21 protein-coding genes are annotated in these 21,869 nt (G+C 55.6%); 20 read left to right on the top strand and 1 reads right to left on the bottom strand.

The features are described 5' to 3' along the window. Window positions 1-5: 5 nt before the first annotated feature. The 9 genes from narJ (at window position 6) to BT114_RS13690 (ending at window position 9,313) form a co-directional block, all read left to right on the top strand. Window positions 6-740, top strand: a complete 735-nt coding sequence (narJ, locus tag BT114_RS13730) for a nitrate reductase molybdenum cofactor assembly chaperone (RefSeq protein WP_072327074.1) — start codon at window positions 6-8, stop codon at window positions 738-740. 17 nt (window positions 741-757) lie between these two features. Next, window positions 758-1,435, top strand: coding sequence for a respiratory nitrate reductase subunit gamma (narI, locus tag BT114_RS13725; protein WP_072327073.1), 678 nt, complete (start codon window positions 758-760; stop codon window positions 1,433-1,435). A 63-nt stretch (window positions 1,436-1,498) separates the two neighbouring features. Further along, complete coding sequence (locus BT114_RS13720) at window positions 1,499-2,287, top strand: peptidylprolyl isomerase (protein ID WP_072327072.1); 789 nt, start codon at window positions 1,499-1,501, stop codon at window positions 2,285-2,287. A gap of 29 nt (window positions 2,288-2,316) precedes the next feature. Next, complete coding sequence (locus BT114_RS13715) at window positions 2,317-4,020, top strand: putative bifunctional diguanylate cyclase/phosphodiesterase (RefSeq protein WP_072327071.1); 1,704 nt, start codon at window positions 2,317-2,319, stop codon at window positions 4,018-4,020. Next, window positions 3,999-4,814 carry a Crp/Fnr family transcriptional regulator gene (locus tag BT114_RS13710; RefSeq protein ID WP_084662278.1) on the top strand — a complete coding sequence of 272 codons (816 nt, stop codon included), beginning with the start codon at window positions 3,999-4,001 and terminating at the stop codon, window positions 4,812-4,814. The genes BT114_RS13715 and BT114_RS13710 overlap by 22 nt, the downstream gene beginning before the upstream one ends. 487 nt (window positions 4,815-5,301) lie before the next feature. Continuing rightward, window positions 5,302-5,673 (top strand): putative zinc-binding protein, encoded by a 372-nt coding sequence (locus tag BT114_RS13705; RefSeq protein ID WP_072327069.1) that lies wholly within the window; start codon window positions 5,302-5,304, stop codon window positions 5,671-5,673. 10 nt (window positions 5,674-5,683) lie between these two features. Beyond that, complete coding sequence (locus BT114_RS13700) at window positions 5,684-7,297, top strand: methyl-accepting chemotaxis protein (protein WP_177247098.1); 1,614 nt, start codon at window positions 5,684-5,686, stop codon at window positions 7,295-7,297. A gap of 97 nt (window positions 7,298-7,394) precedes the next feature. Further along, window positions 7,395-8,387 carry a ubiquinone anaerobic biosynthesis protein UbiU gene (ubiU, locus tag BT114_RS13695; protein WP_072327068.1) on the top strand — a complete coding sequence of 331 codons (993 nt, stop codon included), beginning with the start codon at window positions 7,395-7,397 and terminating at the stop codon, window positions 8,385-8,387. A gap of 11 nt (window positions 8,388-8,398) precedes the next feature. Beyond that, on the top strand, window positions 8,399-9,313 hold the full coding sequence (locus BT114_RS13690) for a U32 family peptidase (RefSeq protein ID WP_072327067.1): 915 nt from the start codon (window positions 8,399-8,401) through the stop codon (window positions 9,311-9,313). A gap of 27 nt (window positions 9,314-9,340) precedes the next feature. On the opposite strand, the gene ubiT is transcribed toward BT114_RS13690, so the two are convergent. Beyond that, window positions 9,341-9,841, bottom strand: coding sequence for a ubiquinone anaerobic biosynthesis accessory factor UbiT (gene ubiT, locus BT114_RS13685; RefSeq protein ID WP_072327066.1), 501 nt, complete (start codon window positions 9,839-9,841; stop codon window positions 9,341-9,343). 157 nt (window positions 9,842-9,998) lie between these two features. On the opposite strand from ubiT, the gene BT114_RS13680 reads away from it, so the two are divergent. From BT114_RS13680 to nrfD, 11 genes are all read left to right on the top strand, one after another. Then, entirely contained in the window at window positions 9,999-11,744 is a 1,746-nt protein-coding gene (locus tag BT114_RS13680) for a ribonucleoside triphosphate reductase (RefSeq protein WP_072327065.1), read from the top strand. A 41-nt stretch (window positions 11,745-11,785) separates the two neighbouring features. Next, window positions 11,786-11,965, top strand: coding sequence for an anaerobic ribonucleoside-triphosphate reductase (gene nrdD, locus BT114_RS13675; RefSeq protein WP_072327064.1), 180 nt, complete (start codon window positions 11,786-11,788; stop codon window positions 11,963-11,965). Beyond that, entirely contained in the window at window positions 11,965-12,678 is a 714-nt protein-coding gene (locus BT114_RS13670) for an anaerobic ribonucleoside-triphosphate reductase activating protein (RefSeq protein WP_072327063.1), read from the top strand. The genes nrdD and BT114_RS13670 overlap by 1 nt, the downstream gene beginning before the upstream one ends. Window positions 12,679-12,776: 98 nt before the next feature. Next, window positions 12,777-14,114 carry a permease gene (locus BT114_RS13665; protein WP_072327062.1) on the top strand — a complete coding sequence of 446 codons (1,338 nt, stop codon included), beginning with the start codon at window positions 12,777-12,779 and terminating at the stop codon, window positions 14,112-14,114. A 59-nt stretch (window positions 14,115-14,173) separates the two neighbouring features. Beyond that, the gene (locus BT114_RS13660) at window positions 14,174-14,407 is read left to right on the top strand and encodes a thioredoxin family protein (protein WP_072327061.1); all 234 of its coding nucleotides are present in this window, start codon (window positions 14,174-14,176) and stop codon (window positions 14,405-14,407) included. Between the two features lie 172 nt (window positions 14,408-14,579). After that, window positions 14,580-15,668 (top strand): ACR3 family arsenite efflux transporter, encoded by a 1,089-nt coding sequence (gene arsB / locus BT114_RS13655; protein WP_072327060.1) that lies wholly within the window; start codon window positions 14,580-14,582, stop codon window positions 15,666-15,668. A 14-nt stretch (window positions 15,669-15,682) separates the two neighbouring features. Continuing rightward, window positions 15,683-15,847 carry a hypothetical protein gene (locus tag BT114_RS14990; RefSeq protein WP_177247097.1) on the top strand — a complete coding sequence of 55 codons (165 nt, stop codon included), beginning with the start codon at window positions 15,683-15,685 and terminating at the stop codon, window positions 15,845-15,847. A 252-nt stretch (window positions 15,848-16,099) separates the two neighbouring features. Next, the gene (locus tag BT114_RS13650) at window positions 16,100-17,263 is read left to right on the top strand and encodes a 4Fe-4S dicluster domain-containing protein (RefSeq protein WP_072327059.1); all 1,164 of its coding nucleotides are present in this window, start codon (window positions 16,100-16,102) and stop codon (window positions 17,261-17,263) included. A 120-nt stretch (window positions 17,264-17,383) separates the two neighbouring features. Continuing rightward, complete coding sequence (locus tag BT114_RS13645) at window positions 17,384-19,867, top strand: molybdopterin-dependent oxidoreductase (RefSeq protein WP_072327058.1); 2,484 nt, start codon at window positions 17,384-17,386, stop codon at window positions 19,865-19,867. A gap of 30 nt (window positions 19,868-19,897) precedes the next feature. Then, window positions 19,898-20,662, top strand: a complete 765-nt coding sequence (locus BT114_RS13640; RefSeq protein ID WP_218163521.1) for a 4Fe-4S dicluster domain-containing protein — start codon at window positions 19,898-19,900, stop codon at window positions 20,660-20,662. After that, window positions 20,659-21,828 (top strand): NrfD/PsrC family molybdoenzyme membrane anchor subunit, encoded by a 1,170-nt coding sequence (gene nrfD / locus BT114_RS13635; RefSeq protein WP_072327056.1) that lies wholly within the window; start codon window positions 20,659-20,661, stop codon window positions 21,826-21,828. The genes BT114_RS13640 and nrfD overlap by 4 nt, the downstream gene beginning before the upstream one ends. The last annotated feature ends 41 nt before the right edge of the window (window positions 21,829-21,869 follow it).

Genomic DNA, 21,869 nt, shown 5'->3' with positions numbered 1-21,869 from the left:
AAAGCATGAAAATTCTGACTGTTCTTGCAAGGCTGCTGGATTATCCCACCGCGGAACTGCGGGACTTCCGGCAGGAACTGATCACGCTGATCCGTGAAGAGCGCAACCTGTCAAAAGACCAGCGCGCTCAGTTGGTTGCCTTCACCGAGTACCTGTGCACTGCCAATCTGCTGGATGTGCAGGAAAACTATGTGGGCCTGTTTGACCGCGGCAGGGCGTTGTCCCTGCTGCTGTTCGAGCATGTACACGGTGAATCCAGGGATCGTGGTCAGGCCATGGTCGACCTGCTGGCGGAATACGAACAGGCCGGACTGTTGCTGAATGCCCGTGAACTGCCGGATCACCTGCCACTGTTCCTGGAGTTCCTGTCCACCCGCGAAGCGGCTGAAGCCCGGCAATGGCTGGAATCTGTCAACCATATTCTGGCCCTGCTGTCCGAGCGCCTGAAGCAGCGTGACAGTGACTACCACCTGTTGTTCGACAGCCTGCTGACCATCTGTGCAGCCGATGTTGACCGCCGGGAACTGGCCGAAAAAGTCGCTGCCGAGCAACCGGATCACACGCCGGAAGCCCTGGATCAGGTCTGGGAGGAGGAAATGGTGAAATTCATCGATGACCAGAGCACCCAGGCCTGTGGTCAGAGCAACATTGTCCGCCAGCGTCGTGACGAACTCGGCAAGGTTCAGACCCTGCATCTGCAGGACCCTGCACCGGCCAGAACCGGCACCTACGGCGCCTGAGGGCGAGGAGAGAAATCATGAATTACCTGGATACTTTGCTGTTCGGCGTTTATCCCTACCTGGCTCTGGCGGTGTTCATCATCGGCAGCTGGATTCGCTACGATCATGGCCAGTACACCTGGAAAGCAGGTTCCAGCCAGATGTTGCGCAAATCCGGCATGAGTCTGGCCAGCAACCTGTTCCACATCGGCATCCTGCTGATCTTCTTTGGCCACCTGGTGGGGTTGCTGACACCCTCCTGGCTTTATGAGCCCTTCATGTCAGCGGGCACCAAACAGCTGATTGCCATAGTGGTGGGCGGTTTTGCCGGCACCCTCTGCTGGATAGGTTCACTGCTGCTGCTGAAACGCCGCCTGACGGATCCGCGTGTCAGAGCCAGTGGCACAACCGGGGACACCCTGGTGATTGCCATCCTGTTTGTGCAGGTCACTCTGGGCATGCTCACGCTGATTCCCAGCATGAGCCACCTGGATGGCGCCATGATGCAGCAGTTGTCCAAGTGGGCGCAGTCAGTGGTCACCCTGCAGGGTAACCCGGCAGTGTACATGGAAGGTGTGGATGCCATTTACCGCGCCCACATTTTCCTGGGGATGACCATTTTTGTGATCTTCCCCTTCACCCGTCTGGTTCATATCTGGAGTGCACCAGTTGAATACCTGAGCCGTCGTTACCAACTGGTTCGTCGTCGCGGTTGATCCGCCTGAACTGCCGGTCAGGTCAGCCGACCTGACCGGCATCACCGCAAGGGGCACAAAATCATGCACAGCATACCCATCGCCGATATCACCCAGGGCTTCCAGCCAGACGACTTTCCCACCGTCAGAATCGGAGAAGAGCTCATTCCTGCCGAAAGCATTGCCCGGGAAATGCAACAGCACCCCGGTGCCAGCCTGGAAGAAGCCTGGGAAGCAGCAGCCCGCAGTCTGGTGGTGCGCCACCTGATGCAACGCCGGGCCGCCGAACTGGCACTCGACAACGAAGCGGACGAACAGGCACAACTGGCCAGTCTACTGGATCGTGAACTGCAGATTGAACCACCGGATGAAGCCACCTGCCGTCGTTATCACCAACAGAATCCGGAACGTTTCACCAGCTCACCGCTGGTGGCAGCCCGTCATATCCTGCTGGCTGCGGCACCGGATGACATCACCACCCGTGACCAGCAGCGGGATCTGGGCCTGGCACTGTTGCAGCAATTACAGACAGCACCAGACACCTTTGATGAACTGGCCCTGCGTCATTCGGCCTGTGAGTCTCGCCTTCAGGGCGGACAGCTGGGGCAGATTTCCAAAGGTCAGACAGTTGCAGAATTTGAGCAGCAGGTATTCAACCTGCCGGAAGGCCTCCACTCACAACTGATAGAAAGCCGTTATGGCTACCATCTGGTGATCATTGATCAGCATGTGAATGGTGAGCTGCTGCCTTATGAAGCAGTGGCGGAACGCATCAAAAACTACCTGAGTGAAAAAGCCACTCGCACTGCCATTCACGACTACCTGCACCGGCTGGCCGAGCAGGCAGAGGTGACCGGAATCACGCTCAACTGAGTCAACAGCATGCCCTCGTGGAGGTTGCTATGACAAGTGCAGAAACACTGCCGGGACGCTGGACCCATTACCCCCGGCAGACCCTGACACAACTGCTCGAGGGCATCATCGAGTTCAGTGACAATGGCGTCATTCTCACCAACGCCCGCCAGGAAATCCTTTTTGTGAATCAGGCGTTCACCCTGATCACCGGTTACCCGGAAGAAGAAGTTCGCGGTAAAACACCTCAGTTGCTCAAATCTGGACAGCATGACAGTGCCCACTACCACAAGATGTGGAATGCCATTCACCAGGCCGGTTACTGGCAAGGTGTGATGACCAACAAAAAAAGGGATGGCAGCTTTTACACCGAATGGCTGTCAATCATGAATGTTCGCAACACTGAAGGCAAAACAGACTGCTATCTGGGCATCATGCAGAACCTGTCGATCCATGAAGACAAGCAGGAAATCATTGAGTATCTGAAAAAACGTGATGCCATGACCGCCTTGATGAATCGGGAGGCCATCATTGAACAGCTGTCAGCCATGACACCCGAGCGGCGCAGTCGTGTTTTTCTGGCAGTCATCGACATCGACCACTTTTATTTCATCAATGAAAAATACAGCTCCTCTGCCGGTGATCAGGTGATCAAGGCAGTGGCGCGTGAACTGACGGTGCTGTCTGACCGCAGTGATCAACTGGCACGCATTGGCGCAGACAAGTACCTGTGGGTGGGGCAGGAAGATTCCCGATCCCGGGTCGAAGAAAAATTCCGTGCCATACGCAACCTGATCAGCCGCAAATATGCACTGGATACCCAGGTGGTGGATGTCAGTGTCAGCATCGGCATTGAATACTGCCCGCAAGGATTTGAAGATGCCCATGCCATGCTGCGCAATGCTGAACAGGCACTGATTCAGGGACGCAAAACCGGTTATGGCCGGGTACAGGTATTCAATCACCGTGAAAACTTCACCGATCTGGATGAAATCGACCTGACCCGTGAGCTCGGAGAAGCACTGGAGCATGACCAACTGGAGCTTTATTACCAACCCAAGTGCCAGTTAGACAACGGCAAGCTGGCCGGAGTTGAAGCGCTGATCCGCTGGAACCATCCACAACGCGGGCTGCTGACACCCAACCTGTTCATTCCGCTGGCGGAACGCTTCGGCCTGATCAACCGCCTCGGTTACTGGGTTATCGAGCAGGCCTGTCACCAGTTACAACAGTGGCGAAACACCGCTTTTTCCGACATCAGTATTGCCATCAACATGTCTGTGCAACAACTGATGGATCCTCATGTCATCCACTTTCTGAAATCCTGTCTGGAACGTTACCGCATCAACCGGGGGCTGGAAATTGAACTGACTGAAAGTGTCATCCTCAGCCAGGAAAGAAGCGGACTGAACCTGCTGGAGCAGATCTCCGCGATGGGTATTTTGCTTAACATTGATGACTTCGGCACCGGTTATTCCAACTTCAGTTACCTGCGCAAGATGCCGGTGCGCTTCCTGAAAATCGACCGCAGTTTTGTCACCGACATTGAACACAACAAGGATGACCAGATGATTGTTCGCAGCATTCTGGCCATCGGTCACGGCCTTGGCATGCAGGTGATCGCTGAGGGTGTGGAAAACACCGGGCAACGTGACTGGCTGCGTCATCAGCAGTGTGATCTGTATCAGGGTTACCTCTTGTCGCGCCCACAACCTTTGGGAGAACTGGAATCATGGCTCAGCAAACAGTTTTAGTACCCCTTGTCCCGATTCAGGGCAGGCCCCGGCGTAATGGCTGTGTATTGCCGGGGGTTGCCTGTCGCAGGCACGCCCGACTGGGACCGGTCAACAACAGCTGCAGCATGAAATGCCTGGTGCGCAGCCATCCCCTGTTTCGGCAGATCGGCAATGACGACTTTGAGCTGATTCTGGAAAAGGCCCGTCACCTGGAACTACCCTCGCATGAGACCCTGTTCCGCCAGGGTGATGAAGCCCAGCGTTTTTATCTGGTCATTGACGGTGCCATCAAACTCTTTCGCATTTTTGACAGCGGCATGGAAAGTGTTGTTGGCAACGCCACGGCACTGCAAGCGGTGGGTGAGTACGATGTGTTTACCCGCGGCGGCCGTTATGACTGCTTTGCTGAAACCACCCGGCCAACCCGCCTGATCGGCTTTTCAGCCCCACTTTATTTGCAGCTGGCACGCAAAAACAACACCACCGCACTGGCATTGGTTGAGTATCTGGCAGAAAAACGCTCCAGCCACTATTCAGAAATTGAAACCATCACCATTTGCAATGCTCGCCAGCGTGTCATCAGCTACCTGAAAAAACTCTGTGAAGACAACGACAACCGCCTGATGGGCATCAGTGGCAATCAGGGACTGGTGCTGCCGGTGCCCAAGTATCAGATCGCTGCTTATCTGGGCATGAAACCGGAAACCTTTTCACGGGTATTGGCTGCCCTGCAAAAAGATGGCGTCATTCAAATCAATCGGCGTGAAATTGTTATTACTGACCCTGATCTGCTTGATGCAGGACAGGATTAAAAAAAAGATCTTGATAACCATCATCTCCCCATCGACAGGTCGATGTAACATCAGGATCGCTTACTGTCAGGTATAGCAGGAATACTGCCATTGGCCCGGTTTATCCGGGTCTTTTTTTGGATTTAATTCAGCGAATTGATAACCATCATGGCAAGTATCAACAACCTCATTAGAATAAGACTCGGCTTGATTCTCCAAGATCAGCTTTAATACTTGCCGGGATAAACATCCCGGCTTTTTTATACCCCATTTAAACCATCGAACTACCCATTAATGGCTAAATCCAATCACAACCTGGATTGATAAGGTTGCTTAAGAAACCTCTGATTAATGTCACGAGCGCAGGTTAGGCAAGGCGAAATTGGCTGAAAAAGCGGAGTTTACACAGAGTAAATGAGCATTTTGAGGCCAATTTCAACACAGCATAAGCCAGCAAAGTAGTTAATCAGAGGTTTCTTAAACCGGCATTCAAATCCAGGTGATGCATATGTCCGATAAAAACCTTCCACTGGTTTATTCCTGTTCTGGCTGCTCTGATGTAGCCCAACTGGCCAATACCCTTGCACTGCGACTCAACCAGCAGGGACTGGCAGAAATGTCCTGTATCTCCGGTGTCGGCGGCAAGGTTCCAGCACTGGTGAAGGCTGCCCGCAGTGGTCGCCGGATACTGGCCCTTGATGGTTGTGCCCTGCAGTGCAGCCATGCCTGCCTGCAACAGGTGGGTGTGGAGCCTGATCTGCATGTGCGCCTGCATGAGCAGGGTTTCCGCAAACATTATGATCAGCTGTACAGCAACGAGGAACAGGAACAAGCCTGGCAGGTGCTGCTGCAGATCCTGCAGGATGACGAACAGTGCTGAGGCCCTGACCATGCAACAGAAAATGCTGCTGTTGACCATCCGCCTGCTCAGGGCGGTTGGACTGAAAACGCTGAATCGCCAGTTCCTGTTTTCTTACCTGCTGATTTTTATACTCGCCTGCACCGCCAGCATCTCCCTCTACCTGAGCATGTCGGTTTCACCGGAAACCATCAATGTTGCCGGTGCCCAGCGCATGCTCAGCCAGAAAATCACCCGTGATGTACTGCTGGTGGTGCAGGGTGCTGAGCAACAACAGGTATTGAACCGGACCATCCAGCGTTTTGATGCCGCTCACCGGGACCTGGTCCAGGGTAACCCCGAACGCAGTATTTCGCGTATCAATGATCCCGTGGTTCAACAGCAACTGCAGCAGGTTGAAGTCTCGTGGCAAGAGTTTCAGGGCGTCATTCAAAACTACCTGAAGCAACCACTACCCGAGCAGCTGCAGCACATCCGTGAGGTGTCAGATCGTTTGCTGGCGGAGATGCACCAGACGGTAGAACACATGACGCTGGTATCCACCAACACTCAACAGCGCCAGATGCTGCTGGCATTTATCTGTGTGCTGATCATTCTGCTGATGGTGATCATGGGACGGCTGTTTGGTCTCAGCCATCTGATGAACAACATTCAGTCACTGCTGCATGGCCTCAGAAAAGTAGGGCAGGGCGACTTCCGTCACCGCATGAAGGTTTACCATGCCGATGATGAAATCGGGCAGATGATGACGGCCTACAACAGCATGCAGGACCAGGTCTGCAAACTGCTGGATGACGTTAAACAATCCGCTGCCACAACCCGTAGCCATGTTGATGGGGTGTTGCAGGCCACGGACAGAACCCGGGCGGGTGTGCAGCGCCAGCACGAGGATCTGGATCAGGTCAGCCTGGCGATGAACCAGATGACAGCCAGCATTGCGGAAGTGGCGGAAAATGCGGAACTGGCTGCCAGTGCGGCACAGCAGGCCGACCAGCAGGCATCCATCGGTAACAGGGAGGTACAGGACGCCGCTCGGTTACTGCTTTCACTGGCAGCCGACATGACCGAAGCCGCAGATCAGATCGAACGACTGGAAGAAGAAAGCAGTGAAGCCGATCATGTGCTTGAAGTGATCAACCAGATTTCTGAGCAGACCAACCTGCTGGCACTGAATGCGGCCATCGAAGCGGCCCGCGCCGGTGAGGCAGGACGCGGCTTTGCCGTGGTTGCTGACGAAGTGCGCAATCTGGCCCGCAGAACGCAGGAATCCACGGTTGAAATTCAGCAGATCATCAGCCGCCTGCAGCAGGGTAGCCATGCCTCGGCAGAACGCATCCGCAAGGCTTCACAGGAAACCACTCAGCGGGTTCAGCAGGTGGAAAGTGCAACAGCAACCCTGAATGGCATTGTCAGTGCGGTGGAACAGATCAACACCATGAACCAGCAGATTGCCACCGCAGCAGAACAGCAGAACCAAGCGGCGGCAGCCATGAATGCACACCTGCAGCAGATTGCCAACATCGCATCCACCAACAGCCAGGATGCCGGGGATGTCGTGCACAGTAGTGACAGGATTCACGGTGAAATCAGACACCTCAGCCAGCGTTTACAAGAATTTAAAACCCTGGTTTCCGTCGATAACTGAGCGGGCTTTCCTGTCCCCTTGATCAACATCAAGGCATAAAACAGCAGGCCCGTTAGCCTTGGAAAATTTTCTGTTTCCCATCTGACCGGAGTCCATCATGGAACTGGTATGTCCCGCCGGAAACCTTCCGGCGCTCAGGGCCGCGGTTGATCAGGGTGCTGATGCCGTGTATCTGGGCTTTCGCAACGCCACCAATGCCCGGCAGTTTGCCGGTCTGAATTTCAGTGAAAACAAGGCTGCCGAAGGCATTGCTTACGCCCGTGCTCGTGGCTGCCGGGTGTTCTGTGCCATCAATACCTATCCCCAACCTGCCGGCTGGTCGATCTGGACTCATGCCGTGGATCAGGCTGCTGCACTGGGCGTGGATGCACTGATACTGGCTGATACTGGCCTGCTGGATTATGCCTGCAACCGGCACCCACAGGTGGCGCGCCATCTGTCGGTACAGGGTTCAGCCACCACCCGGGCAGCACTGGATTTTTACCATCGCAACTTCGGCATACGCCGTGCCGTGTTGCCAAGGGTGCTGTCGCTGGCTCAGGTGAAGGAACTGGCGACCCAGTCGCCAGTGGAACTGGAGGTGTTTGGTTTTGGCAGCCTGTGCATCATGGTGGAAGGGCGCTGTTACCTGTCCTCCTACCTGACCGATGAGTCCCCCAATTCACGGGGCGCCTGTTCACCGGCCAAGGCGGTACGCTGGGAAGAAACACCAGCGGGACTGGAATCCCGCCTTAATGGTGTGTTGATTGACTGTTACGGCAAGGATGAAAAAGCCGGTTACCCAACCCTCTGCAAGGGGCGTTTTGAAGTGGCCGGACAGACTTACCACGCACTGGAAGAACCCACCAGTCTGAACACCCTGGATCTGCTGCCACAATTACAGGCCATCGGCATCAAGGCCATCAAGCTGGAGGGCCGTCAGCGCAGCCCGGCCTATGTCGGGCAGGTCACCGGTGTCTGGCGGCAGGCACTGGACAGACTGCAGCAACCCGGTGAATTCAGTGTACTGCCGAACTGGCAGGCACAACTGAGCAGCCTGTCCGAAGGCAGTGTCACCACCCTCGGTGCTTATCACCGGTCCTGGAAATGAAGGAGCAGAACATGAAACTGACACTGGGACCGCTGCTGTTCTTCTGGCCGGCCGAGCAGGTGCGGGCCTTTTATCAACAGGTGGCCGAATGGCCGGTGGACCGGGTTTGCCTGGGAGAAACCGTCTGTTCCCGCCGCCGTGAAATGAAACTGCCAGACTGGCTGATGATTGCGGATCAACTGAAGGCTGCCGGTAAAGAAGTGCTGCTGTCCAGCCAGACACTGCTGGAGTCTGAAGCCGATCTGCGCCAGCTTTACAAACTGGTGGAAGCCGCTGCCGACAGCAGCAGTGTGGCACTGGTGGAAGCATCGGACATGAGTGCCGTGCAGGTCTGCCATGAACTGCAGCAACCCTTCATGGCCGGTGCCGCGCTGAACATCTACAACACCGCCACGCTTGATCTGCTGGTGCGCCAGGGCATGCAGCACTGGGTGTTTCCGGTGGAGCTGCCAAAGGAAACACTCACTGACATGCAGCAGTGGATTGTGCAGCAACAACCACAACTGCAGACCGAGGTTTTTGCCTTCGGCCACCTGCCGCTGGCCTGGTCGGCACGCTGTTTCACCGCCCGGCATCATGACTTGCCAAAGGATCGCTGCCAGTTTGTCTGCCGCGACTATCCTTCCGGTCTGTCACTGCATTCACAGGAGCAGCATCAGTTATTCACCATGAACGGCATCCAGACCCTGTCCGGTGCCTGCTGCAACCTGCTGGATCAGGGACCGGAAATCAAGGACATGGGAATCAGTTCACTGCGCCTCAGCCCGATTGCAAGCGGCATGGCTGAAGTGGTGGCCGCTTTTGATGTCATGCGAAATGGCCAGTTGCCGGAGCGTGATCCCTTGCAACTGCTGGATCTCGACCGTTGCAACGGTTACTGGTTCGGCGCACCTGGCATGCAGCAGTTGCAACTGTCCGGGCACTGAAACTCGCCCGGCATGCTGTATTTTGTTTCAGACCACCACGGTGGAACGGCTGGCAACCAGCCGTTCCAGCCACTGCAACAGGCGTCCTTCCAGCCCCTGCTCAAGTGACCAGTCCAGACTGTCGAGCAGATTCTTGATGCCCAGCCCCAGTTCGGTATCCCCTTCAATCACCAGTTGACGACGGAAAAACAGGCCATCCGGGTCTTCTCGCCTTAAAGCCAGCCGCAGAAATGCCTGCCAGTCACCCCGGATCACGGCTTCACCGGGGCGCTGACTGAGGCAAAGTCGACCTTGCTGCAGGGTCAAGGTCAGGCGGATACCCGGATCAGTGATGTGCAATTGCAAAAAACGTCCTTCCAGCAGCTCAAAATCACCTTCCTGCAAGGCAACGGCAAACATCCGGTTCAAGCGGGGTTCCAGCAGTTTTTTCTTGACGGTCAACGGGATGCGGGCATCCAGTGGAGCAATCAAGCGAGCCGGTGAAGGTAACCGCTGGTACAGGGCTGTTGGCAGGGGTAGACGTAACATACTGACTCCAGAGCAGTTAAATTCGGTGGTCCATCTTAGAAGATCAAAACTTCACTGAACCTGATATTGATCAAGGTTGTTTCCAATGGCTTCGCTAAGCTCTCAACCACCAGATATAGTATTTTAAATAAATCCAGACACTAGATATGGAGACAACATGAACAGCCTGGCCCCCAACCCCCACCAGCTGGTCGATGTTCGCCACGCCATGGAAGAGTACCTGCAGCGCGCTGACTGGCGTGTCAGCGCCAATGCCAACCAGGGGTATTCACTCGGCGGCATGATTCTGAACGTGGCAGGCAAGGTGACCGCCAACTACTGGCTCAACGAGGTTTATTCACCCGAGGTGGGTGCTGCACATCGGCGCGGCGACCTGCACCTGCATGATCTGGACATGCTGTCCGGTTATTGCGCCGGCTGGTCATTGCGTCAGTTACTGTTTGAAGGTTTCAACGGTGTACCGGGACGGGCCGAAAGCAGGCCGCCTCGCCACCTCTCCAGCGCTCTGGGGCAGATGGTCAACTTTCTCGGCACCCTGCAGAACGAATGGGCCGGTGCTCAGGCATTCAGCTCCTTTGATACCTATCTGGCACCTTTCATCCGCAAGGACCAGATGAGTTACAGTGAGGTTCGCCAGAACATCCAGGAGTTCATTTATAACCTGAACGTGCCATCCCGCTGGGGCACCCAGACACCTTTCACCAACCTGACCTTTGACTGGGTCTGCCCGGCAGATCTGGCCGAGCAGGTGCCGGTGATCGGTGGTGAAGAACAACCCTTCACCTACGGTGAGCTGCAGGCCGAAATGGACCTGATCAACCGCGCCTATCTGGAAGTGATGCTGGAAGGTGATTGCAAGTCACGGGTGTTCACCTTTCCGATTCCGACCTACAACATCACCCCGGAATTTGACTGGGACTCTCCCAACACCGAGCTGCTGTTTGATCTGACCGCCCGTTATGGCCTGCCTTACTTTCAGAACTTCCTGAACTCGGATCTGAAACCCCACATGGTGCGCTCCATGTGCTGCCGCCTGCAGCTGGATGTGCGCGAACTGCTGAAACGCGGCAATGGTCTGTTCGGGTCCGCTGAACAAACCGGCTCCATTGGTGTGGTGACCATCAACTGCGCCCGCCTGGGCTACCGTTTTGCCGGTGACTGGAAGGGATTGATTGCGGCACTGGATGAGTTGCTGGAACTGTCACGCGACAGCCTGGAAGTGAAGCGCGAACGCATCCAGCACTGGATGGATGAAGGGCTTTACCCCTACAGCAAGCGTTATCTGGGCACCCTGCGCAACCACTTTTCCACCATCGGGGTGAACGGCATCAATGAGATGCTGCGCAACTTCAGCGGTGATCGGTTGACACTGGCGGATGAAGAAGGGCAGGAACTGGCACTGCAACTGCTCGACCACATCCGTGAAAAAATGCAGGCCTTTCAGGAACAGACCGGCCACCTCTACAACCTGGAAGCCACTCCGGCAGAAGGCACCACCTACCGTTTTGCCCGCGAGGATCGTAAACACTATCCCGACATCCTGCAGGCCGGTACCGCAGAAAAGCCCTATTACACCAACTCCAGCCAGTTACCGGTGGGGCACACCGATGACCCTTTTGAGGCCCTGCTGCTGCAGGATGCCCTGCAGAAACGTTACACCGGCGGCACCGTGCTGCACCTTTACATGCGTGAACGCCTTTCCAGCGCCACCGCCTGCAAACAACTGGTGAAAACCGCACTGAGCCGTTTCCACCTGCCTTACCTGACGGTCACGCCCACCTTCTCCATCTGTCCGGTGCACGGTTATCTGGATGGTGAGCATGAATTCTGCCCGCGTTGTGATGAAGAACGCCTGCAGAAAAAACGTCAGGCAGCCATGCAGTCACACGAAACCCTGATCTGAAAACCCTTTTTTCATTCAAGCAAACAACCAGGAGTCATGACATGAACAGCCACACCAGCCTTGCAACCCGGAACATTCAACTGGAAGCCCATGAACGCCAGCCCTGTGAAGTCTGGACCCGGGTGATGGGTTACCACCGCCCGGTCAGCCAGTTCAATCCCGGCAAGCAATCCGAGCATGCCGAACGCCGTCACTTCAGTGAACAGGCTGCTGTTGCCTGATGTCAGCAGTTTCTGATTCCTTAGTGGTCGCCGGGTTAACCCCGATGACCACCCTGGATTACCCGGATCATCTGGCCTGTGTGGTGTTCACCCAGGGCTGTCCACTGCGCTGTGGTTATTGCCACAATCCGCAGATGCTGCCGCGCGCGCCTCAGGCCGATGCACCGGACTGGCCACAGGTCCGGCACTTTCTGGAAAAACGCTGTGGGCTGCTGCAGGCAGTGGTGTTCAGTGGCGGTGAGCCAACCACTCAGGCCGCCCTGCTGCCAGCGGTGGATGAAGTGCAGGCCATGGGTTTTAAAGTGGCACTGCACACCTCTGGCATCAATCCGTCACGACTGGAAAAACTCCTGCCGCAATTAAGCTGGGTCGGACTGGACATCAAGGCGACTCCGGCGGACTACACCCGCATCTGCGGCCGTGAAGGTGTTGCCGACAAGGCCAGCGACAGCCTGCAACTGCTGCTGGAATCGGAGGTTGAACTGGAAGTGCGCACCACCCTGCACCCGCTGGACTTTAATGAAACCAACCTGCAACAGCTGCTGCAATGGTTGCAACAACAGGGGGTTAAACGCCTGGTATTACAACTCGCCCGGGGTAGTCAGTGCCTGAACAACCAGTACGCCCGGCTGCCACAACCCTTCACTGCCACTCAACTGGAACCCCTGCTGCAAACCTTCCGCCCGGCATTTGAATCCCTGCAATTGCGCTGAAGCTGCCCCTTGTTGATGTGACTGGCATCAAATCCTCTGCTTGCCCATATTCGTCAAGACGCATATTCTGATGGTAGATACTCTGCAGAGCTGATGCCATGCCTGACTCATCCAGCAAGCCTTCATTACTGCAGCTCCTGCAGGATAATCAGGGGCAAATCCGCCTGTTACTCTTGATGGTGGGTATTTTTCTGCTGATCTTTTTCCTGCCGGTGGAGCAGGAGCGTTTCAGCAATGCGCTGCTGGAAGGCGTACGCCTGACACACTGGTATGCCCGTGAGCATGTGATTCTATGCCTGTTACCCGCCTTTCTGATTGCCGGTGCCATGGCGGTTTACATCAGCCAGGGTGCCGTGATGCGTTACCTGGGGCCGGAAGCCTCCAAACCGGTGGCTTTCAGTGTGGCATCGGTATCCGGCACGCTACTGGCCGTATGCTCCTGCACAGTGCTGCCCTTGTTCGGTGGCATCTACAGGCGTGGTGCCGGTCTGGGTGCAGCCATTGCCTTTCTCTACTCCGGTCCGGCCATTAATGTGATGGCCGTGGTGGTCACCATGAAAGTGCTGGGTGCCGAAATCGGCATTGCCCGAGCCGTGAGTGCCATCCTGTTTGCACTGGTGATTGGCAGCATCATGCACTTCATTTATCGCAAGGAAGAAGCCGAGCGATCGGTGAAAAATGCCAGAGGGTTTGGTGGTGATTCCTCGGACAAACCCATGGCCGCCATTGTCGGTTTTTTTGCCCTGATGATCGGCATTCTGGTATTTGCCAACTGGGCAGCGGCAGACAGTGAACAATGGATGCTGATTCATGCCTGGAAGTGGCCAATCACGGCAATGCTGGCGATGGCCCTGGGTGTTTTACTGGTATGGCGCTGGCAATGGCCGCCACTGCCCTTATTGCTGCTCGCTGGTGTAATCGGGGTGGCCGTCGTGCTTGCACCCCATGCGCCAGAACTGCCTTTTGTGCTGGGAATCGGGGGGCTGATGTTGATTGCCGCCTTGCGTGAACAGGATCGTGAGTGGACGGTACAAAGCTGGGATTTTGCCAGACAGATATTACCACTGTTGCTGGCCGGAGTATTTGTGGCCGGGTTTGCACTGGGCAGACCGGGGCATGAAGGCATCATTCCATCAGAGTGGGTGGCCATGGCAGTGGGTGACAACTCATTAAAATCCACCGTGCTGGCATCCCTGCTCGGTGCACTGATGTACTTCTCCACCCTGACCGAAGTGCCCATAGTGGAAGCACTGATGGGTTCCGGTATGGGCAAAGGCCCGGCACTGGCGCTGCTGCTGGCCGGACCGGCCTTGTCACTGCCCAACATGCTGGTGATTCGTACCATTCTGGGCACTCAGAAAACCCTGGTGTACTGTACGTTGGTGGTGATCATGGCCACCCTTACCGGTTTTATTTACGGCAATTTCTGGGGTTAGGATCAAGACCTTGACTGAATTGCGGCATCCGCATCATCAACACTCAACAGGAGCATCCAATGAAATTCACCATTTATGGCAAGGGCTGCAGCAACTGCCAACTGCTCACTGAACGCGTCTCTCAGGTTGCAGATGAGCTGGGACTTGAATACCAGATTGAAAAAGTCACCGACATCAATGCCATCGTGGATGCCGGTGTGATGCACACCCCGGCACTGGCAGTGGATGATGAACTGGTTCTGGAAGGTAAGGTGGCATCAACCAGTCAATTGAAAAATTTGCTCGGGCGTTAGAAGCCTCTGGTTAACCTGCACCTCTTACCCACAAGCTTCTTCCATTGCACTTATTGATGCAGTGGGCGGTAAAAGTAATATTTGCTTATCAGTACATGAGAATGACTTTTTTCTCATGTAGAATCCTTCCCCTCAAAACCACCAGATTTTCTCGGGAAAAGCGAATTTTTTCATGAGTGATGCTACAAACTCCAGCAAAACTGCTGCAGACCCCTCCACAGAAAGCATGGGCATTTTTGGTCGCTTCCTGTCAATCTGGGTAGCCATGGCCATTGTTGTCGGCATTCTGCTCGGGCAGTTTGCCCCTGCCATCCCGGAAGCCCTGGCTGCTTATGAATACGCCCAGGTGTCGATTCCCGTAGCCATCCTGATCTGGGGCATGATTTTCCCGATGATGGTGCAGATCGACTTCTCGGCGCTGCTGGATGTTCGCAAACAACCCAGAGGACTGGTCATCACCACCTCGGTCAACTGGCTGATCAAACCCTTCAGCATGTTTGCCATCAGCTGGTTTTTTCTGCTGGTGGTGTTTAAACCCTTCATTCCCGAAGCCCTGGCTTATGAATATCTGGCCGGTGCCATCCTGCTGGGTGCCGCCCCCTGCACTGCCATGGTGTTTGTCTGGAGTTACCTGACTCGCGGTGATGCCGCTTATACACTGGTGCAGGTGGCTTTAAATGACATCATCATGTTGTTTGCCTTTGCACCGATTGTGGTGCTGTTACTAGGCATTTCCAATATCCCGGTGCCCTGGGATACGGTGTTTCTGTCGGTGCTGCTGTACATTGTGATTCCGCTGGCGGCCGGTTACCTGACCCGCATCAGCCTGATCAAACACAAGGGTCAGGCCTGGTTTGACCAGGTGTTCATGCCCCGCATCGGCTCGGTCACCCCGGTGGCACTGATCATCACCCTGGTGCTGCTGTTTGCCTTTCAGGGTGAGGTGATCCTCGCCAATCCGCTGCACATCGGCCTGATTGCCATCCCGTTGATCATCCAGACGGTGCTGATTTTCCTGCTGGCCTACTACTGGGCAAAAAGCTGGAAGGTGCCCCATAACATTGCCGCACCCGGTGCCATGATTGGTGCCAGCAATTTCTTTGAGCTGGCCGTGGCAGCTGCCATTGCCCTGTTTGGCCTGCAATCCGGCGCAGCTTTGGCTACAGTGGTAGGGGTACTGGTGGAAGTGCCGCTGATGCTGGCACTGGTGCGTTACGCCAACCGTACCCGTCAGGGCTTTGCTGCCGTCTCCCCCACCTGAACCCGAGAACTGCCATGAAATGTCCACTGATTGCCCTGATGCTGCTGTCCACCTGTCTCCATGCCAATCCACCCGCGGAAACACCCACCAACAACACTGAATCACAGGAGCCGGTGGAGAAACCCGTGTTTACACCCTGGGTTGAGCCTGAACTGGACCTGGGATTGTGCGACAGCTGAACAGCTTCTCCATCAGAAACAACCCCCAACAAATCCCCCCTGCCAACGTGAAAAGATGATGCAGATCAATGCATTGTTGTCACACCCAGAATCCCTCGCAAATCCTGATTAGACTTTAGTTTCAAGCTGCGACTTTTTGCCCCTCTATACCTTGCTGATCTGAACTTTCACTGCAACACTTGGTTTTATATATATGCCTGTTCGCATGTGCGAAGATTAATACCCATATAAAAACAACGGGGCTACCCCACCATGACCAGTCAGGCGTTTGCTCAGCCCATTGCACTTGAAACCATCCCTGCTGCTTCGGCACTGGGCTGGGTGGCTGGTCGTTGCCTGCAATCCCATCCCTGGCGCCAGCAGTGCACCAGCTGCCTGAAAGCCTGTCCGGCACAAGCTCTGAGTTTTGAAGAAAGCAACACCCTGACTGATGCCATCCACACCGAAAACACGCAGCAATGGCTGCAAAAAGGCTTGCGGCTGGTGGCATCGGATGCGTGCCACGGTTGCGGGCAGTGTGTTGCTGCCTGCCCTGCGGAAGCCCTACTCAGCAGTGAACACCAACAAAACGAACGTCATCTGCAGTCATTGCCACAACAGACCACTGAACCGCTTTATCTGGGGTGTCATCGCAGCCATGCCAGCAGGCCAGCAGACCTTCAGGTGCACTGCTTAAAAAGTCTGCCTGATGACCTGCTGGCACACTGGCAAAGCCTGCAACCCCATCGCTCCCTGCATTTGCTGCTACCCGATGGCTGCGATACCTGTCCGGCCGCTGGTGAGCACCCGCTCAGTCAGCAACTACCCCGGAACAGCTGTGCTTCAAAAGCCTTTCAGCCTGCGGCACCAACACGGCTGAATCGCCGCCAGTTATTGACCGGCCTGCGTGGTGCCACTCGTCCGACCTATGAAACCACTGATGGTGGGCCTGCTACTCGCCGCCTGCAACGTCACTATTCAGCACTGCATGCAGCACTGCAGAACAGTCAGCACACCACTGCTTTATCTGCCACCAATACAACCACCTTGCCGTTGATGCTGCCGCAACTGCAGCTGGATACCTCGCGCTGTGATGCTCAGGGGCTGTGTGTACGCCTTTGCCCCAGCAAGGCATTGACCACTGATGAACAACAGGGACTGACCTTTAATGCCCTGCAATGCCTGAGTTGCAACCAGTGTGTTGAATCTTGCCCGGAGCAGGCACTGAACCTGAATCAGGTGGAATACAGCCCCCGGTTCAACCCACTGACACTGCTGCGAGAAGGTGAAGAAACACGCTGTTTTGAATGCGGACGGCATTTTTCCCGCCCGGCTTCAGGCACCCCCCATACAGCTGACAACACCCCCCCCATCTGCCCGGCCTGCCGCAAGGACAAGGCCCTGATGCAAGGGGGATTTGCCAGTCTTTTCGGGTAATCCCGCAAATGAATTGCAGGCAACCGAAAAGATGCAACACCTCCATGGAACCGGCTGCAGGGACGTTCTTCACGGAAGAAGCAAAAACAACAATCAGCCCTTGATGAGGAGAAAATGGCAATGAAATTATTTCAGGCCATGATGAGCAGAAGGCGTTTTCTGCAAACCAGCACCGCTGCAGGTGCCGTGGGTGCCACGGCTGCAGGTGTGACCGGTTTGTCCGGACTGACGCAATCCACTGAAGCGCGGGCAGCACGTCCGCGTGGCGAGACCAAAGTCACCAAAAACATCTGCCACCAGTGCCCGGCGCGCTGCGGTATTGATGTGTACACCACCAATGGCCGGGTTCATGCCATGTATGGTGATACCGGCAACCCGATTGCCAATGGCAAGCTGTGCCCGAAAGGCCACCTGGGCAGCTATTTCCTGTATGACCCGGATCGCTTCAAGGGTCCAATGAAACGCACCAACCCGCGCAAGGGTCGTAATGAAGACCCAGGTTTTGTGCCGATCTCCTGGGAAGAAGCCTTTGATACCGTGGCCGCTCGCCTGAACAACCTGCGTGAACGAGGTGAATCGCACCGGTTTGCTCACTTCTACGGTCGCGGCTGGGGTGCTTCAGATGCCGGTCTCTATGGTGACTTCGGCAAGCTCTACGGCACACCCAACTCCGCCATCGGTCACGCTTCCATGTGTGCGGAAGGCTCCAAAAAAGCCAAACACGCCACTGATGGCAACAACTCCTACAATGCCCATGACCTGCGCAAGACCAACTATCTGTTGATCATGGGTGCCAGCTTCCTGGAAGCCTTCCGACCCTACAACAACATGATGCAGATGTGGGGCGAAATGCGCAGCAAGAGCCCGAAAACCCGCGTGACCTGTGTTGATGTTCGCATGAACCCGACCATGGCTGCGTCAGATCGTGCGCTCTACATCAAACCAGCCACCGATGGTGCTTTTGCACTGGCTGTCGCTCACGTGATCCTGACCGAAAGCCTGTGGGATCGTGATTTTGTCGGTGACTTTAAAGACCTCAACCAGCGCTTCCGCACCGGTGAACGCATCATGCCTGGCAGCTTCGATGAGAAGTGGGTCCACGGCCTGACTGAATGGTGGAACGAAGAACTGAAGGATCGCACTCCCGAGTGGGCGGAAGGCATCACCGGCATTCCGGCCAGGCACATCCGCCAGACTGCCATTGAGTTTGGTTCCACCCGTCCAGCCGTTGCCATCTTTGAGCGCGGCCCGACCGGTCACACCAACGGCACCTACAACGGCATGGCCATTCACTCGTTGAATGCCCTGGTTGGCTCCATGTTCACTGAGGGTGGCTTGTTCTACCAGATGGGCACTCCTTATGGCGGCCTGCCTGCCAATGCTGACGACTACCTGGATGACTACGCCAGAAACGGCCCATGGAAAAGTCAGCCACGCATCGATCTGGCACGCACCGCCGAATGGCCAATGACCTCCACCATGATGCAGGAAGCTGGTCCCAACCATCTGAAAGGCACCCCCTACAAGATGGACACGGCCATGTTCTACAGCACCAACCCGATCTGGACCGCACCAGATCCCAAGGCCTGGGAAGAAGCATTAAAAGATGTGTTTGTCATTGACACCTCACCCTTCCCCGGTGAAACCGCCATGTATGCCGATATTGTCATGCCGGAGTCCACCTATCTGGAACGCCTGCAAGACTCTCCGACCTATCCGTTTGAAGGCTGGCCCATGTCTGCCCTGCGGGTTCCGGCCATTGATCCGATCTACGACACCAAACACTTTGGTGACATGCTGATCGAAATCGGCAAGCGGATTAACGGCCCCACCGGCGAGTTTTACCGCATCATCGACAATGTCGAGAATGTGCTGCGCCACCGTGCCAAGGGCTTTGAAAACAACCCCGGCGACAATGGTGTGCGCGACTTCGAAAGCTGGAAGGAAAAAGGCGTGTGGTATCGCAAGCCTTATCACTGGCGTTTTATCCGTGGAGACTTCTACGAATGGGAAGGCCAGCGTTACAGCAAGCGCATGACTGCGGCAGAAGTGAAACAAAAACTGCTGAGAACCCCATCCGGCAAGTTTGAGTTCAAATCCGGTTATCTGGAGCAGTACGCTGACTACATCAATAAAGAGCTGGGTGTTCCGGTTGAGCGGGTCGGTCTGGTGCAGTGGGTGGAACCCAGGCACACCGGCGGCAACCGTGACCTCTACTTCGTGACACCCAAAACCCCGATGCACGCTGAAGGACGTGGCGCCAACATCCCTCACGCGGCGGCCATTCATCAGCCGGTCGCTGGTGGCCGTGGCACGGTGTACCTGGAACTGCACCCTGACACCGCCCGTTCCCGTGGCATCCGGAATGGTGACAAGGTCAAGATCACTTCCGATCTGGGCAGCATTGAAGCGGAATGTCGCTTTGTGGCCTCCCACCGTCCCGACACCATCATCCTGCCGTTTGAGTTTGGGCACTGGGCTCAAGGGCGCTGGGCCAAGGATCGTGGACCTGGGCACTCAGGTGAACTCACCGCCAACGTGTCAGACCCGATTTCCGGTCTGGCGAGTTATTACACCGGCAAAGTCACCCTGACCAAGGCCTGAACCCAGCAACTTATTGAGGAGTAAACAATCATGGCAAAATGGGGAATGGTCATTGACCTGGATAAGTGTACCGGCTGCCAGGCCTGTACCACCGCCTGTGCTATGGAAAACAACACCCTGCCCGGTGAAAGCTGGCAGGACGTGCTTTTTTACCATGAAGGTGAATACCCGAGCGCCCAGATGAAGTGGCTGCCTCGGCCTTGCATGCAGTGTGAAAACCCCTCTTGTGTGCATGTCTGCCCAACCCGCGCCACCTATAAGGATGAATCTGCCGGTGGGGTGGTGTTTGTGGACTGGAACAAGTGCATCGGCTGCAAATACTGCATGATTGCCTGTCCCTATGGCGTGCGCTTTTATGCGGATGAAAAACCCCTGCTGGAACCGGATCTGCGCGAGATTTTCCCCGGCGGTCAGGACAAGCAGCTGTGGAGTCCGCCCTACCAGAGCCCGGACGAAGACTGGAGCAAGGGCATTGGCATCCAGCCGCCCGGCGTGGTGTCCAAGTGTACCTTCTGCCATCACAAAACCAGCAAGGCACCCGCTGGCACCGTGGACTTTGACGAGGACAACCCTGCCGTCAAGGAATACGTACCGGCCTGTGTACGCACCTGTGCACCCAAGGCACGTTACTTCGGTGACCTGGACAACCCGGAAAGCCAGGTGAACCAGCTGATCGGTGACAAGCATGGTGTGCGCCTGAAAGACCATACCGGCAACAAACCTCAGGTTTATTACCTGGGTGCCGGTGCCGGTGTACCTGCGTTCCAGCCTGCGGACAAAGGGGATAAATCATGAGTAATAACAACGTGAAGCAAGGCATGGCCGGTAATGGCCTGCTACTGCTGTCTCTGGTGGTGTTTCTGGTCAGCCTGATCTATGCCTTCATGCAGATCGGCAGTAACGGTCACGCCTCCTTCAACACCTCATCAGCCCTGCCCTGGGGGCAGCCGATTGCAACCTACCTGTATTTTGCACTGGCTTCCTCCGGTCTGGGCCTGCTGGCTTCGCTGCCACTGGTATTCGGCTTCAAGCAATACTACCCGGTGGCCAAGCGCTGCATTTTCCTGGCCTTTATTGTGCTGATTTCCGGCATGGCAGTGCTGGCCATGGAACTGGGCAATGTGTTCCGTATGCTGTGGGCAATTCCTCTGAACTTCCAGACCCAGTCTGCGATGTTCTGGATGGGCATCTTCTATGCACTGGATCTACTGTTCCTGCTGTGGAAGTTCCGCAAAATGGAATCCGGTGAATGGGACAGCAAAACCAGCAAACAAGTGGGTATTGCCTCTTTCCTGCTGGTGCTGCTGGCCAGCGGTAACCTGGCGCTGATCTTCGGCATGATGAGCATGCGCCCTTTCTGGTTTGATGCCCTGCTGCCGATCTACTTCTACTTCACTGCAGTGACCAGCGGCATGGCTGCCCTGGTGTTCTTTGTGTACTTAAGCCACGGCTTTCGCCGTGACACCATGTCACCTGCCTTGCAGAAGCTGATGACCGGTGCAGTACCAAAACTCTTTGCTGCGCTGGTGGGCGGCACCCTGCTGTTCATTGCTGCTCGCGCCATTACCGGCATGTACAGCAACAATCCGGAAATCAACCTGGTGTGGACAGACTACCTCTTCTCCTCAACCACTTATCATCTGTCGTTGTGGGTGGGGTTGCTGCTGCCATTCATCATCCTGTTGAACAGCAACCTGCGCAATCAGGTCAATATGCAACTGCTGGCCAGTATCCTGGTATTTTTGGGGCTGTTTTCCGAACGCTTCTTTTTTGTGGTCGGTGGACAAGTGGTGCCGCTGTTCAAGGGCACCTGGATCCCGAACCTGATCCAGTACAGCCCGTCAGCCACTGAATGGTCACTGACCATCATGGGCTGGTCACTGATTTTTGTGCTCTATGTGCTGGGTGAGAAGTTCTTCAACCTCTCGGCCATGCCAGACAACCTGGATCAGGATGCCTGATACAAACCGCTGCAACACTGGCAGCCCCTTCGGGGGCTGCT

Source organism: Marinospirillum alkaliphilum DSM 21637 (genome assembly GCF_900119735.1).
Classification (GTDB): domain Bacteria; phylum Pseudomonadota; class Gammaproteobacteria; order Pseudomonadales; family Halomonadaceae; genus Marinospirillum; species Marinospirillum alkaliphilum.
Note: the sequence above shows the minus strand (reverse complement) of the source record. Positions and strands in the feature narration are given on the sequence as shown.

Excerpts from the sequence above, each read along its gene's own strand:
- narJ (WP_072327074.1), top strand. The coding sequence starts at position 6 with ATGAAAATTCTGACTGTTCTTGCAAGGCTGCTGGATTATCCCACCGCG.
- narI (WP_072327073.1), top strand. The coding sequence starts at position 758 with ATGAATTACCTGGATACTTTGCTGTTCGGCGTTTATCCCTACCTGGCT.
- BT114_RS13720 (WP_072327072.1), top strand. The coding sequence starts at position 1,499 with ATGCACAGCATACCCATCGCCGATATCACCCAGGGCTTCCAGCCAGAC.
- BT114_RS13715 (WP_072327071.1), top strand. The coding sequence starts at position 2,317 with ATGACAAGTGCAGAAACACTGCCGGGACGCTGGACCCATTACCCCCGG.
- BT114_RS13710 (WP_084662278.1), top strand. The coding sequence starts at position 3,999 with ATGGCTCAGCAAACAGTTTTAGTACCCCTTGTCCCGATTCAGGGCAGG.
- BT114_RS13705 (WP_072327069.1), top strand. The coding sequence starts at position 5,302 with ATGTCCGATAAAAACCTTCCACTGGTTTATTCCTGTTCTGGCTGCTCT.
- BT114_RS13700 (WP_177247098.1), top strand. The coding sequence starts at position 5,684 with ATGCAACAGAAAATGCTGCTGTTGACCATCCGCCTGCTCAGGGCGGTT.
- ubiU (WP_072327068.1), top strand. The coding sequence starts at position 7,395 with ATGGAACTGGTATGTCCCGCCGGAAACCTTCCGGCGCTCAGGGCCGCG.
- BT114_RS13690 (WP_072327067.1), top strand. The coding sequence starts at position 8,399 with ATGAAACTGACACTGGGACCGCTGCTGTTCTTCTGGCCGGCCGAGCAG.
- ubiT (WP_072327066.1), bottom strand. The coding sequence starts at position 9,841 with ATGTTACGTCTACCCCTGCCAACAGCCCTGTACCAGCGGTTACCTTCA.
- BT114_RS13680 (WP_072327065.1), top strand. The coding sequence starts at position 9,999 with ATGAACAGCCTGGCCCCCAACCCCCACCAGCTGGTCGATGTTCGCCAC.
- nrdD (WP_072327064.1), top strand. The coding sequence starts at position 11,786 with ATGAACAGCCACACCAGCCTTGCAACCCGGAACATTCAACTGGAAGCC.
- BT114_RS13670 (WP_072327063.1), top strand. The coding sequence starts at position 11,965 with ATGTCAGCAGTTTCTGATTCCTTAGTGGTCGCCGGGTTAACCCCGATG.
- BT114_RS13665 (WP_072327062.1), top strand. The coding sequence starts at position 12,777 with ATGCCTGACTCATCCAGCAAGCCTTCATTACTGCAGCTCCTGCAGGAT.
- BT114_RS13660 (WP_072327061.1), top strand. The coding sequence starts at position 14,174 with ATGAAATTCACCATTTATGGCAAGGGCTGCAGCAACTGCCAACTGCTC.
- arsB (WP_072327060.1), top strand. The coding sequence starts at position 14,580 with ATGAGTGATGCTACAAACTCCAGCAAAACTGCTGCAGACCCCTCCACA.
- BT114_RS14990 (WP_177247097.1), top strand. The coding sequence starts at position 15,683 with ATGAAATGTCCACTGATTGCCCTGATGCTGCTGTCCACCTGTCTCCAT.
- BT114_RS13650 (WP_072327059.1), top strand. The coding sequence starts at position 16,100 with ATGACCAGTCAGGCGTTTGCTCAGCCCATTGCACTTGAAACCATCCCT.
- BT114_RS13645 (WP_072327058.1), top strand. The coding sequence starts at position 17,384 with ATGAAATTATTTCAGGCCATGATGAGCAGAAGGCGTTTTCTGCAAACC.
- BT114_RS13640 (WP_218163521.1), top strand. The coding sequence starts at position 19,898 with ATGGCAAAATGGGGAATGGTCATTGACCTGGATAAGTGTACCGGCTGC.
- nrfD (WP_072327056.1), top strand. The coding sequence starts at position 20,659 with ATGAGTAATAACAACGTGAAGCAAGGCATGGCCGGTAATGGCCTGCTA.